Source organism: Pseudovibrio sp. POLY-S9 (assembly GCF_001431305.1).
Taxonomy (GTDB): domain Bacteria; phylum Pseudomonadota; class Alphaproteobacteria; order Rhizobiales; family Stappiaceae; genus Pseudovibrio.
The window spans coordinates 19,355-33,340 of the sequence record NZ_LCWX01000049.1 but is presented as its reverse complement, the minus strand read 5'-3'; the positions used below and the strand labels follow the sequence as shown (position 1 = coordinate 33,340).

At 50.9% G+C, this 13,986-nt stretch carries 16 protein-coding genes; 6 read left to right on the top strand and 10 right to left on the bottom strand.

The window, feature by feature from the left end:
• Positions 1-219: 219 nt before the first annotated feature.
• Positions 220-1,239 carry a TAXI family TRAP transporter solute-binding subunit gene (locus tag PPL9_RS02910; RefSeq protein WP_057461241.1) on the bottom strand — a complete coding sequence of 340 codons (1,020 nt, stop codon included), beginning with the start codon at positions 1,237-1,239 and terminating at the stop codon, positions 220-222.
• 468 nt (positions 1,240-1,707) lie between these two features.
• Here PPL9_RS02910 and PPL9_RS02905 point away from each other — a divergent pair, with 468 nt between their 5' ends.
• Positions 1,708-2,772 (top strand): alpha/beta hydrolase, encoded by a 1,065-nt coding sequence (locus tag PPL9_RS02905; RefSeq protein WP_057461240.1) that lies wholly within the window; start codon positions 1,708-1,710, stop codon positions 2,770-2,772.
• A gap of 76 nt (positions 2,773-2,848) precedes the next feature.
• Here the strand turns inward: PPL9_RS02905 and PPL9_RS02900 are convergent, their stop codons facing one another.
• From PPL9_RS02900 to PPL9_RS02890, 3 genes are all read right to left on the bottom strand, one after another.
• On the bottom strand, positions 2,849-3,919 hold the full coding sequence (locus PPL9_RS02900) for a hypothetical protein (protein ID WP_057461239.1): 1,071 nt from the start codon (positions 3,917-3,919) through the stop codon (positions 2,849-2,851).
• Positions 3,910-4,698 (bottom strand): hypothetical protein, encoded by a 789-nt coding sequence (locus PPL9_RS02895; RefSeq protein WP_057461238.1) that lies wholly within the window; start codon positions 4,696-4,698, stop codon positions 3,910-3,912. Before PPL9_RS02895 ends, PPL9_RS02900 begins: the two co-directional genes overlap by 10 nt.
• A 353-nt stretch (positions 4,699-5,051) precedes the next feature.
• Positions 5,052-5,804: an inositol monophosphatase gene (locus tag PPL9_RS02890; protein WP_057461237.1), complete on the bottom strand. Its 753-nt coding sequence runs from the start codon at positions 5,802-5,804 to the stop codon at positions 5,052-5,054.
• Between the two features lie 147 nt (positions 5,805-5,951).
• Between PPL9_RS02890 and PPL9_RS02885 the strand changes: the two genes are divergently transcribed.
• Entirely contained in the window at positions 5,952-6,395 is a 444-nt protein-coding gene (locus PPL9_RS02885) for a DUF3429 family protein (protein ID WP_082596490.1), read from the top strand.
• Between the two features lie 100 nt (positions 6,396-6,495).
• Here the strand turns inward: PPL9_RS02885 and PPL9_RS02880 are convergent, their stop codons facing one another.
• Genes PPL9_RS02880 through PPL9_RS02865 form a run of 4 tightly spaced genes read right to left on the bottom strand, consistent with a single transcriptional unit; the run spans position 6,496 to position 8,697 of the window.
• Complete coding sequence (locus PPL9_RS02880) at positions 6,496-6,873, bottom strand: TIGR01244 family sulfur transferase (RefSeq protein ID WP_057461236.1); 378 nt, start codon at positions 6,871-6,873, stop codon at positions 6,496-6,498.
• Entirely contained in the window at positions 6,863-7,753 is an 891-nt protein-coding gene (locus PPL9_RS02875) for an MBL fold metallo-hydrolase (RefSeq protein WP_082596488.1), read from the bottom strand. The genes PPL9_RS02880 and PPL9_RS02875 overlap by 11 nt, the downstream gene beginning before the upstream one ends.
• A gap of 49 nt (positions 7,754-7,802) precedes the next feature.
• A complete protein-coding gene (locus tag PPL9_RS02870; RefSeq protein ID WP_057461235.1) occupies positions 7,803-8,243 on the bottom strand; it encodes a DUF6691 family protein in 441 nt (146 codons plus the stop codon).
• Position 8,244: 1 nt separating this feature from the next.
• Positions 8,245-8,697, bottom strand: coding sequence for a YeeE/YedE thiosulfate transporter family protein (locus PPL9_RS02865; RefSeq protein ID WP_057461234.1), 453 nt, complete (start codon positions 8,695-8,697; stop codon positions 8,245-8,247).
• A gap of 305 nt (positions 8,698-9,002) precedes the next feature.
• Here PPL9_RS02865 and PPL9_RS02860 point away from each other — a divergent pair, with 305 nt between their 5' ends.
• Complete coding sequence (locus PPL9_RS02860) at positions 9,003-10,151, top strand: acyl-CoA dehydrogenase family protein (RefSeq protein WP_057461282.1); 1,149 nt, start codon at positions 9,003-9,005, stop codon at positions 10,149-10,151.
• 36 nt (positions 10,152-10,187) lie between these two features.
• Here PPL9_RS02860 and PPL9_RS02855 read toward each other — a convergent pair whose 3' ends face one another.
• Together PPL9_RS02855 and PPL9_RS02850 are read right to left on the bottom strand one after the other, a co-directional pair.
• Positions 10,188-10,823 (bottom strand): hypothetical protein, encoded by a 636-nt coding sequence (locus tag PPL9_RS02855; protein WP_057461233.1) that lies wholly within the window; start codon positions 10,821-10,823, stop codon positions 10,188-10,190.
• Between the two features lie 154 nt (positions 10,824-10,977).
• Positions 10,978-11,850: a serine protease gene (locus tag PPL9_RS02850; protein WP_057461232.1), complete on the bottom strand. Its 873-nt coding sequence runs from the start codon at positions 11,848-11,850 to the stop codon at positions 10,978-10,980.
• 273 nt (positions 11,851-12,123) lie between these two features.
• Here PPL9_RS02850 and PPL9_RS02845 point away from each other — a divergent pair, with 273 nt between their 5' ends.
• From PPL9_RS02845 to PPL9_RS02835, 3 genes are read left to right on the top strand one after another with little or no spacing between them, the layout of a single operon-like run.
• Positions 12,124-12,543 carry a hypothetical protein gene (locus PPL9_RS02845; RefSeq protein ID WP_208980616.1) on the top strand — a complete coding sequence of 140 codons (420 nt, stop codon included), beginning with the start codon at positions 12,124-12,126 and terminating at the stop codon, positions 12,541-12,543.
• 14 nt (positions 12,544-12,557) lie between these two features.
• Positions 12,558-13,235 (top strand): PspA/IM30 family protein, encoded by a 678-nt coding sequence (locus PPL9_RS02840; RefSeq protein WP_057461231.1) that lies wholly within the window; start codon positions 12,558-12,560, stop codon positions 13,233-13,235.
• A 37-nt stretch (positions 13,236-13,272) separates the two neighbouring features.
• Complete coding sequence (locus PPL9_RS02835) at positions 13,273-13,974, top strand: OB-fold-containig protein (RefSeq protein ID WP_057461230.1); 702 nt, start codon at positions 13,273-13,275, stop codon at positions 13,972-13,974.
• The last annotated feature ends 12 nt before the right edge of the window (positions 13,975-13,986 follow it).

The following is a 13,986-nucleotide window of genomic DNA, read 5'->3' as shown; positions in this document are numbered from 1 at the left end:
GATAGAGTGACATGGCAACAAGTGCCGCTGTTATAACAACAGCAAGCACCGGACCAGCCGCTCGGAAGGTAAGGTCTGGATCGTATTTCCGTTCCAGATCCTCAAGGGATTGATCTGTCGTATCCTGAGACATCAGCCCTGCGTTTCATTTAGATTGAAAACAGCAGCGCCCGGCAGATGTCTACCGGGCACCGCAAAATCATCAAAGGTGACCAGGCCTTACTTGATCAGGCCAGCTTCTTTGTAGAAACGCTCGGCACCCGGATGCAGCGGCACACCAAGACCATCCGTTGCAGTTTCCATGGTGATGGTTTTGCCTTTGGAATGGCCAACATCCAGCAGTTTGCGGGTCTTGTCGTTCCACATCGCTTTGGTGATGTTGTAGATCAGCTCGTCATCTTCTTTCGCGCTGGTGATCCACTGCGCACCAACAGTCAAAGTGGTTGTTGCATCAACACCCTGGTAGGCACCAGATGGAATGTCGGAGCTTGCAAAGAAGCCGTATTTCTCAACCAGACTTTCAGCTTCCGGACCAGTGATCGGAACGATCTTGATGTCTTCAGCAGACGCCAGCTCAACCACAGCACCGGTTGGGAAACCAGCAACCACGAAGAACGCATCAACCTTGCCGTTGCGCAGTGCTTCCGCCGCAGCAGAACCCTTCAGCGCTTCAGCAGTGATGTCAGAGGTGGAAAGGCCATAAGCTGCAAGGATCAGGTTCGCATCCGTATATGTGCCAGACCCCGGCTCATCCAAAGACACGCGCTTGCCTTTCAGGTCAGCAACAGAATTGATGCCGCTGTCAGCTTTTGCAATTAGATGAATATGCTCAGGGAACAACGCTGCAATCGAGCGCAGATCCTTCATCGGCTCTTTACCTTCCATGGTGCCGGTGCCGGAAAACGCCCAGTAAGCAACATCAGACTGTGCGAAACCAGAGTTACGCAGGCCAGAGTTGATCGCGTTCACGTTATCAACGGAACCACGGGAAGAAACAGCAGAAGCAATCAGACCCGGTACACCGCAAGACCCACCAGCATCACAGGCACGAGAGCCCGGAGGATTGGAGATCGCATTGGCGATCATACCGCCAACCGGGTAGTAGGTATAAGCTGTACCGCCTGTGCCAATGGTAAAGAACTTAAGGTCCTGCGCCAAAGCCTGACCAGAAAACAGCGCCGCGCCGCCAACAATAGCTGCAGCTGTCGCCAATTTAGTAATGGAAGATAGAAGCGTCATAGCCCCCCGGGAAATATACGAGAGACAGGATACTCTACGGCGTAGAAGCGCCATAAAATCGTCTGCCCCAAACACTATGAGAAGTCTGAGCAGTCACCGGAAAATCAAAAAGGACGCTCGACTGGTGTAATGAAGTGAACAAGAAATATTCACGCGAATTAGAAAACACGCTTCAACCAGAGATCGCAAGCGAAATACGAGATTTTTCGTAGGCAAGCGCAAGAAAACGTAATTTCAGGTCATTCCAAACGCGATTGACGCATGAATATGTCAGACAAAGTCTGTTTTCGGAACAAAAGCTACAAAACCCATTCATGAGCCAAATTCCGCAAGAATTGCGAAGCACGTGCAAATTCAATTGAGTACAGTCCTGATACTACAAATTTGAGCGTGCACGTTCTCTTCGCTATAGACCGGATGGGTGCACATATGATTCATTGGGCTCCGCTGCAATGAAGGAGTGATTTTATGAGGGTAAGTGGCAAAAAGATGCTTCTGTTACTCGTTGTTCTGGTTGGCTTGCTGTTTGCTATCGGTGGCGCTGTTGTCTGGTGGATGATGCAACAACCCATGTTCAAGCCGGGCACCGTTGCCCAGCGCACAGACCTGACGCCCGTCGGCATCTCCGACGACTTCTGGGAAGTCGCACCAGATGTGAAGCTGAAACACTTCTCAACCGGCGAAGGCCGCAACATCCTCTTCATCCATGGTGGACCCGGCATTCCAACCATGGCAAGCGCACCGGGTTTTGACCTGCTCTCTGACGAGTACCGCGTCAACTACTACGACCAGCGCGGTGTAGGCCGCTCCACACGCCCCTTCGACCGCTTCCCGGCAGAAGACAGCACATGGACAAAGATCCAGCTGCTGGAAAGCACCCTCGGCATCTCTCAGCAACTGGCAGATATTGAACGCATCCGCAAACTGCTGGGCGATGACAAGCTCATCCTCATGGGCCACTCCTACGGCGCCCTGCTCGCCTCCCTCTATGCCGCCGAGTTCCCTGAGAATGTCGACAAGCTCGTCTTGCTCAATCCGGCAGACCTGCTCATCTTCCCCTCTGGCAACAAAGGCTTGTTTGAGAACGTTCGTGAGCTCCTGCCAGAGCGGGACCACAAAGCCTACGACAAATGGCAGCGCCGTTATCTGGATCTCGGTCAGGTCTTCAAAGAAGATGAAGCCAGCCTGCAACAGCTGGATGCAGACTTCCTGCCATACTTCATCAAGGCCACAGGTGACACCATCAAAGGTGCCCCGCCAATCTCACAGGATCTCTTCGGCAGCTGGTACACCCGCGCTCAGTTCTTCGGCCTTGGCAGACGCCATGACTGGAGCAAGCATATGGGCAACATCACCGCTGACACGCTGATCATCCATGGCGACAAAGACTTCCAGCCACTCGCAGTCTCCGAAATCTATGAGGACGCGATCCCGAACGCAAAACTGGAACGCATCGAAGAAGCCGCCCACTTCCCACACTTCAACAACCCAAAAGAGCTAGCCGGCAAGCTACGCCCGTTCCTGAACAAGTAACACCACGACATGCATGCTCCCGGTCGATCTGGGAGCATGCTGCAAGCTCACTCAAAGCACGTTTGCGCAACATCCTTCAATTAGTCCGGTGCCGCACAATCATCACACCGGGTGTCGTCCTGTCAGGATCTCCCCAAAAATCAACCTCCTGCAAAGGCTCCGCCCGAAAGGCGATTGGTGCATCATCGTAAGCAGATACGCTTACTGCCCATAACTCACAACTCAAAGAACGTGAAAGGTAGTTAGGGTTCTCGCGATATCTGCAAGGAACACCATCAAAGTAAGAGTGAGAGCTCAAGGCCACGCCTACATCATATTTATGCGCAGGTTCATTGACCTGTATAAAATTCAAATACCCAAAACGATCATACATCATAACGATGCGCCGGAAGAGGCGTTCATCCTCTCTAGACGTCCTGCCGTGCTTGATACGACCTTGAGAGTCTTTATCAATCACAGCATCTCTCGGAGAAAGAATAGTATACCCAAGCTGCACCATATCACGGCACTTTTCAAAATCTTCCCGATAGATACCCTTGTTATTGCCACCATCAAATCGCACAAGATCCAGTCCGTCTACATAAGTGTAATCCGCATTCGTTTTATAGATAATTTCGAGCAACAAAGGGATCTGACCGTCATAAGAAGTATTCAACCTCTGACGGCGCCCTTCATCATCAAAGCAGAAAATCGCATCAAGATTTGGTGCCGCAAAAAGCTCCTGCCTGACCTCACCGTTGTTCTTCCGAAAACCAGCAATCTCATCCCCGCCAGCAGTCTCAGAAAAGCCAAAAGGAATAAGAGCAACAATGCGCTCATCATTCTTCAAAATCTCCCAAGCCTCTCGCAGCGTTGGCTCAATCACACGCTCCGTCCCCTGCTGCTTATCAAAGGCAATAGAGTCCCTGGAAAGATCAGGATATTTCTCAATGAGCAGGTCATGAAGTTCAGCAACTTCATAATAATACTTCAAGCGTTCAAATCTTAGAGCTGAATATTTTACAGGCTTCCCAAGACCTGGAACATTAAACACTTGTTCTTTCTTGGTCCATAACTCGCTTTCGTCAGATGTCTCCAGCCAACCTTGACCAAATGCTGCGGAGCTCCAAACTCCCCAAAAAATCGCTAAAGAAATACTTAATCGCATGACTGACTTCCTTTCATGACAGTCACAACAACGTTCAAACGGAATCCACCATCCTTGATGTTGCCAAAACGATTTTTTGTGTCTGCTTCAATCTTCACCAAACCTTCCGGGCTCTGCCCCAGCGCTCTTCGGACTTCACAGGTAACATCCATTTGCATGATAGGCTGGTTGATGGGGATCGGTTCAGAAATTCCGACTTTCAGGAGAACCATATCCTCACCGTTTTCAATGGCTTTCTTAAAATTTCCATCATAATCCGGGGTGACACGAACAATAACGTTTTGATCTCTGTTAGCATAAAAGTCATCACGAAGGATGTGGCGGTTCCTTCGCATAAACTCACCATTATCGTCTTGTTTAGCCTCACCGCTCTCAAAAATGATGGACCGATCAACTTCAAGCTTAATGACTTTTACCGCATCAACCTTGTTGTTTACCGTGCCCTCCAGGATCTTGTATTTAGGCGGGTCAAGGATGTGTTCAATCAAATTCTCTGTCTTATGATCCGTGAGGTAAGCGTCAACTAAATCACTTTGATCACCGGACAACGCCAGAAAAACATTCCTCTTATGCCATTCTGAATGCTCTTGCTTTTGAAGCTCTAGCTTCACTTCTTCAATTAGTTTTGGCTTAAGATAATAGGTCCAGCCAATTGTAAAAACTGCAGCAAGCGTCGCAAGAATGAACAGAACAGCTTTTAAGAAATCACTCCACTCTCGCGTGGTTTGCATCAACCACTTCCTGCTTTTAACAACCGAGCCACCATCTGTAACTGCCATGCTCTCCCCCACACGCAATTAGAACTTGCAAACATCATTCAAATTATTATCAAAATATTCTATTCTATTCTTAATATGCCCTAGAGTTTGGCGTCAACAGTCATAAAAATTCACCCAGGCCTGAGCAGCGATAGTAACTAGAAGTTGCGGTAAACGATCACTTCAGAAAAGCAGCGCTCAAACCAACCTAGTGCAGCGCAGAGTGAGGGGAATAACTTTTCGGACAGCTAGCAAATCGGGCTGCCCGTCTACCACAGGACCAGAAACCCCGAGCAACGCAGAAAAAACGCATTCAACGCAAACGAACGCACAAAACAACGCAAAGCAGATATCCCCGCTTCAGATGCCCTCGCCTAAAGGTAGGGAACCAGAATATCTGAGAGCACAGAGCCCTTCGGATAGGCGTAGACGCTGCCCTGCTCATAAACGTAAGGCGCAACTTCAAGACCAGCCTCAGCGCAAATGAGTTGGCCGCCCAGCACATCCCAGCTGTTCACGCAGCCATTGTAGGCGCCATCCACCTGTCCCGTCGCCGCCTGACACAACGCCCACGCCGCAGACCCGCAAATACGGATTTGATGCTGCCCTAAGACCAGCCGATTGGCCTTGTTGAGGAAATCGAGATTATTCTCCTGCTTGTAGTTAAAGCACAGGTTCACCACCAGCTCATGGTCACAGGCCTGTCTGGGTCGCAATCTCTTGCCATCCTCAAACGCCCCGATCCCCCGCGCCGCATAAATCGTCCGGTGGTGAAAAGGCGCATGGATAACAGCAACCGCTGGTCCCTGCTCATCAACAAAAGCCATGGAAATACAAAAGTCTGGCCGCCCGTAAAGGTAATTGGTCGTCCCATCAATCGGGTCAATCACCCAGCACGGCGGTTGCAGCTCACCGCCTGTTTCTTCCCCCTTGAAACCATGTTCCGGGAAGGCGTCACTCAACGCCTGCTTGATGCGCCGCTCAACTTCACAGTCCGCTTCACTCACGTAATCCAACAAGCCTTTGCTGCCAATCTGCAGCTTGTCGCGGTCATGAAAGACCTCAAGAGCATAAGCACCAGCCTCCTCTGCAATCATTCGGGCTGTGGTGAGTATCTCTTGCTGCATGGCGGGCACCTTCGCTGGTTATGACCGTCTGGTTGTGCCCTTAAGGTATTGAGCAGTTCATTCAAAAGAGCAACTTCGTATCAGGACTACCTTCAGCCTTAGCCGCTAGCCTTTATCAGGAGTAGAAATGAGCTGGACTGAAACCTGATGAACCGAGAACTGCCCCTGCTCTACGCGTGCCTTGCTCTCGCCGGAACCATTCCGTTCATCGCCGGAGCCATAGGTTTATCAGTGGGTTACTCATTTCTGCCACTGGTGGGCGCAACTGTCATAGCAGTCAGTTTATATGCCCTTGTCATCCTCTCCTTCATGGCGGGAAGCCAATGGGGTATGTTCTTCATCGCTCCTCACCCAAGGCGTGCATGGCTGCTGTTATGGAGCAACTTTGTCGCACTATCCGGCTGGTGCCTGTTCCTGTTTACCGCTCCGATCATCTTCATTCTCGGACTTATCATCCTCTTCTCGGGCATGCTGTTTGTTAATTTCTATTTGCAGAACCTGGAAATCACATCGCGAAACTACCTTGGCGTGCGCATCACAGCCACCATCATCACGCTCATCGCACTGGGCGTCATCGCGCTCAATGTCTGAGGCTTATCCCCTCTCGGCAACCTAAAACCCACCCACAAACGAAAAATGCCAGCAAGGTCTCCCCTCACTGGCATCATAAAATCTAACTGTCTGGCAACGCTTACATATTAATCGATCGCCACAACATGGTAGATCGATTCCCACTCCGGCAATACGCCAAAACAGGCCTAGGTGCTTCCGCCAGAAAATCAATCAATTCCTGACCAGCCTCGGCAAAATCTGTCCCCGGTCCAATTGGAATGTAAATGTGCTCCAGACCCTGCTCTTCAGCTGCTCCAGAAACCTCCAGATAAGTCGGCTGGTTCGGTGCTTCATCATCCGGTCGGTTACAGACGATAGACCGGAAACCCTGCTCACGTGCCTTCTCCATGTCCTCAGGATAGAGCTGCCCGGCAACCCAATAATCCTCGGCAAGTTGACGCGCACGCAGCTGGCCACCACCACCGCCTGAAATTTTCTGAAGTAGATTAGAGAACATTGACTGGCACTTTCAAATAGGTTTGACCGGTTTCGTTTTCTGCCTCAGGCAAACGACCGGCTCTCATATTCACCTGAATGCTCGGCACAATCAGGTTAGGCACATCAAGCGTTGCATCCCGAGCTTCGCGCATTTCGACGAACTTTTCACGACTAGTACTATTACCTACGTGAATGTTTTCCGCTTTCTCAGCTGCAACGGTTGTTTCAAACAAAATCTCACGTCCATTCGCACCATAGTCATGGCACATGAACAAACGCATTTCGTCAGGCAAACTCAACACCTTATGGATAGACGCATACAGCACGGACGCGTCCCCGCCCGGGAAGTCAGCACGCGCAGTGCCGCTATCCGGCATAAACAACGTCTCCCCCACAAACGCCGCATCACCAATCACATGCACCATGCACGCTGGTGTATGCCCCGGCGTATGCATCGCAAAGCACTTCAGATTCCCGATCTGATAGGTATCTCCGTCCTGAAACAGCTTGTCGAACTGGCTGCCATCGCGTGCAAACTCAGTGCCTGCATTAAACACTTTACCAAACACGCCCTGAACAACTGTCACCTGCTCACCAATACCAATCTTGCCGCCCAGCTTCTGCTGAATATACGGCGTAGCAGACAAGTGGTCAGCATGCACATGGGTTTCGAGCAGCCATTCCAGCTTCAGATCATTTTCGCGGATGTACGCAATGATTTCATCGGCATGCTCAAAGCTGATGCGCCCTGCCGGATAGTCGATATCCATCACACTGTCGATGACCGCACATGCCTTTGTTTCCGGGTCTGTCACCACATAAGTAATGGTGTTCGACACCGGATCAAAGAAATCCTTGATCTCCACTTTCTGATCCATCTGCACAGGATAACTGCTCATAACCTTCTCCCACCTAAATCCATGATTTATCAATGAAACACATGACAGATCAGGCCTCTTTCAACGCTCTTCGCATTGAGAGGTTGGCAACCAGTCTCGCGACCAGCATCCCCGACGTCATGCATAAAACAAACACAATCGCCTGAGGCGACAGCAATGAAACTGAAACCAGTGCAGGACCCGGACACAGACCGATTAATCCCCATCCCGCACCAAATGTAGCTGACCCAAAAATCAACCGTTTATCGATCTGCTGAAACGTTGGAATCCGAAAATCATCCGCCACAAACGGACGCGGTAGAAAGCGCGCCAGACGGAAAAACGGAAAAGCCACCAGAATGGCGCCGCCCATCACAAAGGCGAGACTTGGATCCCAATTTCCAAACACATCAAGGAAGTTTTGCACCTTCAAAGGATTGCTCATTCCCGCAACAACCAGCCCCGCCCCAAAGGTCAGGCCAGCCAAAAAACCAGCGATGATCCGTTGCATGTTATCCCCCCACCACGTGGCGAAGGACGAACACAACGGCGATACCGACCGACATAAAGGTGATCGTCGCGGCCAGTGACCGAACAGACAGGCGCGACAAACCACAAACACCATGCCCACTCGTGCATCCGCTTCCAAACACCGAGCCAAAGCCAACAAGAGCCCCTGCAATCGCGATCAGCGTCAGGTCTCCTGTAAACACCTGCTCAATCTCAAATCCCCCTGCCATCAGCAGCAGAGGCGCAAGAACGATCCCAACAACAAACGACAGTTGCCAGCCCTTCTCACCATGCACCCAGGCCGACTTGCCATTGGCAAGCGTACCGGTCTCAAACAAGCGGCTGTAAATGCCGCTAATCCCCGCAATCCGCCCATTGGCGAGCAACAGGATGACAGTAGACAAGCCGATTAAAACGCCTCCGGCTAACGAGGCATATGGGGTAAACTCAGTCATATTTTATACTCGTTCTTTCCCCTGCAGAGGAAAGTTCGGTTGATGGAGAAACTAACCAGGGCATGCGCGATACCATGATCAAAATTTATGTTTTCTAATTTAGTTTTCTCTAATATATAAGTCGATTTTGGAGAGTCAAGTCACAACCGACAGCAATTATGCCAATCGCCTAATACTCATCGCCAGTTGCGCAGATTGATCACCTCCCTTAGGCTTGCCGTATACGTAAAGAAACGACCCTAAATCGCTGTTGGGAGATGAATTTGGGAAAGCGTCGTTTCTGCTTGAAATACAAAGGGATGGATATGATTGACGAAGACCTGAAAGGTGAACTTGAGCTTTTTCGCGATAATGTAAAGCGGTTCATCGAAGCAGAGATTCTCCCGCACTACGACGAATGGGAGAAGGCAGATATCTTCCCGCGTGACATCTGGAACAAGATGGGCGAGCAAGGCCTGCTCTCTGTAGACACCCCGGAAGCATATGGCGGGTTCGGCACCAACTTCCTGTTCTCCATGGTCATCATTGAAGAGTTCACCCGCGCCAACTGTTCTGGTCTGGGCGTTTCTCTCAGCGTGCATTCCGACATTGTTGCCCCTTATATCCTCAATCACGGCAGTGAAGAGCAGAAGCAAAAGTACCTGCCAAAAATGGTAACAGGCGAGTGCGTCGGCGCCATCGCGATGACTGAACCTGCAGCAGGTTCTGACCTTCAGGGCATCCGCACAATCGCACGCAAAGACGGCGATGATTACATCATCAACGGCAGCAAAATCTTCATCACCAACGGCCAGCATGCAGATATTGTGATCGTTGTGGCTCGCACAAATCTGGACGTCTCCGGCTCCAAGGGAACCAGCCTTTTCCTCGTTGAAGCTGACAACCCGGGCTTCAAACGCGGTCAGAACCTCGACAAGATCGGTCTGCATTCCTCAGACACATCCGAGCTCTTCTTTGAGGACCTCCGCGTCCCAGCCAGCGCTTGCCTCGGCAGAATGGATGCTGGCTTCCACATCATGATGAACGAGCTCCCACGCGAACGACTTACCCTCGCTGTGGGCGCTGTTGCAGGTGCGGAAGGCGTACTGGCAATGACGGCTGACTACGTCAAAGAACGTCAGGCCTTCGGTCGCCCTGTTGCTACCCTTCAGAACACCCGCTTCAAAATGGCAGAAATGGCAACCGACGTCCGCACCCACCGCGCGTTCGTTGACGAATGCTGCCGCCTGTTCCTGGAAGGCAAGCTCGACAACACCACAGTCAGCATGGCCAAACTCGGCACAACAGAAATGCAGGGCCGTGTTGTAGACGGCTGCCTCCAGCTCCACGGCGGTTACGGTTACATGAGAGAATACGGCGTTTCCCGCGCCTTCGTAGACGCCCGCGTTCAACGCATCTACGGCGGTACTTCAGAGATTATGAAGGAACTGATCAGCCGCGAAGTGCTGGCTTAAACTTATTTAGGGGGAGGCTCTGGTCTCCCTTTTTTCTTATTGCACCAGCTTGTTGCGGACAACGCGCAGCTCATCAAACTGCATCACATCGTTTTCGGATGTCCAAAGATGCTTGCCTTCCCCTCTAAGGATGGTCCCAAGCTCAGGGCTGTAGGCATATTTGGTAACAATATCCTCACCCTCTGCGCTGACGGTTTCAAGCGTCACATCAAGTACATCGTAGGCGCAACTGCCAACTTGCAAGCGGTCAGGCTCACCAACGGAAAACTTGTAGGGCACATCTCTGCGTACAAGGTCTTCGTTCTCAAACACATCAATGGATGCTGTCCAGACCTTACCAACTTCAAGCGGAAAGAACTCAACAAACGGTATATCTGGCACGTAAGTCCGATTGATGTGAGCCCCTCGTTCATAGGAAAGGAACAAGCCCTTCTCATGAACATGTATCTGGTCACGCACCACCACATATCGCTCATTCAAATGCAGCTCTGTAATCTGTCCGTCCTCTTCAAGTCGAACAAACAAACGTGCGGGAATATTGCTGTTTATGAGGACCATTCCGGTTTTCATCGTGTCTGCGGTTGGGCACACTTGTGCAACAGCCGCGCCACCAAAGAGTACGCTTCCCAGAAGTCCTAAAATTGTTTTGCTTATAACGCCGGAGCTTTGCATCGATCTATCATGTAGATTTATTCTTCTATTTATGGACGCTTATCTAGCAGCATTCTGAAAAAAGAGGATTGATATATACGTTATGCCCATTAGTCACTTTGAACTACGTATATCAACATAACACTTTGGTTAGTGCACTGATATTGCTGCTTAATTACAAACCAAGATGTTCAGTAATCCTCAATGCGTCGGTGTTGCGCTTTGACGCATGCAGCTTCAGGTAGGCTAAAATAGCGCTGATCCGGATACCGCGGTTCGCAATCCAGCGGTTTCTGTTGGATGGATGAGAAATACTGCGGTGGTGCAAAGCCACCGGCAACCATTGGTCATTCAGCACCGGCGCCCCCGAAGACCCCGGCAGAGTATCACTTGAGTAAGTTATGAAGTGGTCATGAACGCTCAGGATTTGGCTGTTGCGAAGAGAAAGGCTCTTCAACCCACCATTGGGATGATGAATGATTGAAACAGACTCACCTTTCACCGCCTTGCCAGATTGAGGCAACAGCTTCAAAGAACCAAAGTCAGAGAGTGACCGGGCCTCTTTATTCCCCTCTTCAACAGAGACGAAACTGAAATCCAGATTGTTACTCGCGCTGGTAAAGAAGATCTCATCCGTAATCGAGAACTCGGCAGACCGCCCAAGCGAAAAATCCTCATCCATCTCATATTGAAAGATAGCCGAGGCCTGCGCTGCGGATTGCCGCGACCGGATCACATGATTATTGGTCAGAAGCAGGTTCGGCCCAACCATAAAGCCAGACCCGGCCCCTGCCGGAATACGTCCACCTCGATAAAGCTGAACCTTGCAGATAGACCGCGCAGCCGCGACCCCACGGCTGAGGTAGTTAATCGGGAAGATGTCAGAAACACCCATGATCCGCTCAAAGGCAGTGTTATCCCCCTCCGGGATCAAACTTTTACGCACATGCAGGCGTTCCGGCTCATCCCAAACAGCATCACCAAACTCGCCTGTCCCACGTTCACCCGCCGAGCTGCAATCACACCTATCCTCGCGCGAGTTCGCCATTTTGAAATCTCACCTTATCCAACATCATCCTTCCTGAAGAAGACCAATCCAGACAGCTGCTGTGAGACCTCAGAGTTCATTCACCAAAAATCCAACTAAACACTCGCATTTTGGTCAGTGTCATTTTCTGCAAATCCAAAAAACTTTAGCTTACCCTCTTGAACAATCATAAATTGCAATTACATTAGAACTACATTTGTAATGCAAAGGTGCTACATGCCATCAAGATCCATTTCGCTAAGCGTGCGATTAACGCAAGAGGAATCGGAGCGCTTGGCCCGGTTGAACTTTCCGGAAGCCAAAACGCCAAGTGACAAAATCCGGGCACTCATAGCCGCACCGGAAAGCAGCTTCGCATCACTGGGCGATGGTACGCACACATTTGCGGCGCGGAAACTGGTAAAACCAGCAAGCGACATGCTGGACCAGAGTGATCGCCAGTCAGACGTTCTGCGGTTACTGACTGATCGCCTTCCGCTTCTTTTAGGGGAGCTGGCCGGCAAAGCTGGCGAAACAGATCTGAAGGACGCAGAAGCCGCAGTTACAGAAGATTTTTTTGAGCTCATTGAGCTGGTGCTTCAAGCCGGATTGAGACGGAATCCGCGCCTACAAAATCCGGAACTCTTCAAAGAGCTTGTCGATGATATGCGCAGCTCCACCGAACTTTTGCGCAACCGTTTAAACTCGAAGTAATACTGGAGGACTCAATGTCTGAATCTCTTTTATCTCGCGTCGGTCGTCTGGTCTCCGGAACTGCCAACTCTATTGTTGATGCCGTCGAAAGCACTGCACCTGACATGGTGATGAAACAAGCTATTCGTGAACTCGACAACGCTGTTGAAGACGTCCGCGACGCTCTTGGCAAAGCAGCCGTCAAAAAACACGTAGCAAGCCAGCGGCTCGCAGAGACCAACAAGTCACACGAAGAACTCTCCGAGAAAACCGCCATTGCCCTGCGCGCTGGCGAGAAGGATCTAGCCCGCGCGGCTGTTGCCCGTCAGATGGATCTGGAAGCGCAAATTCCAGTCCTGGAAAAGACAATTGCCGACGCTGGTGATGAAGAACAGGAGCTCAACAACTCCATCCTCGCCCTTCAGGGCCGCAAGCGCGAAATGTCAGACCAACTGGACGCTTACATAACGCAGAAAAATGCTGCAACATCACAAAGCGCAACCGCAGATGGAGGCAGCGATCACAAGCTCAATACAGCCGTTGACAATGCCAACTCTGCATTTGATCGCGCAATGAATGCGGCTACAGGAGTACCGGGTGTCGCGAACTCAGGAAGTATGGGTGACGATGCAAAGCTCGCAAAGCTGGATCAGATGACCCGCGACCACCGCGTAGAAGAGCGCCTTGCTGCGCTGGAAGCTGAACTGGAATAACAGCAACCGGCAATCATAGTGTTCATTGGGGGATGAATTGGCACAACTACTTTTTTCAAGCGAGACCTATCTCTTCACGCTCGCCATCTTCGTCATGCTCGCTCTGGCGCTGCTCGAAGTTGTCGGCATGGTGTTCGGGCTATCTCTTTCCGGTCTGGTCGATGATGTATTGCCGGATCTGGATATCGATGCAGATGTCGATATGGATGCAGACGTCTCGGTAGACGCGGTCGGCCTTGGCCCCGTCGACGGGTTCCTGGCATGGCTGGCCGTGGGCAAGGTCCCGTTCATCGTCTTGCTGATCATCCTGCTTACCAGCTTCGGCATCATAGGTGTGCTGATACAGTACACCGCTGCATCTGTCATAGGCTCATCAATCCCCTTCTGGATGGCGCTCATCCCGACAGTGATTGTCAGCTTCTGGTTCACCGCCACAACTGGTCATGCCATTGGCCGCATCATGCCCAAGGAAGAGACAGACGCACGTTCACGAAACAATTTGGTGGGCGAAGTTGCAATCCTGACACTTGGCAATGCGACCATGGCTTTGCAGGCAGAAGCTCGCGTTACGGATAATTTTGGCACACGACATTACGTGCAGGTCATTCCAGATCAGCCAGACATCACATTAATGCAGGGAGACGAAGTCCTGCTTGTCGGCTTAAAAGGCTCCCTTTTCACAGCAATTGCGAACCCACACAAAAATTTATCACCTCGCCCAGACACGCTTGCAGATTAATCTCTCAATTTG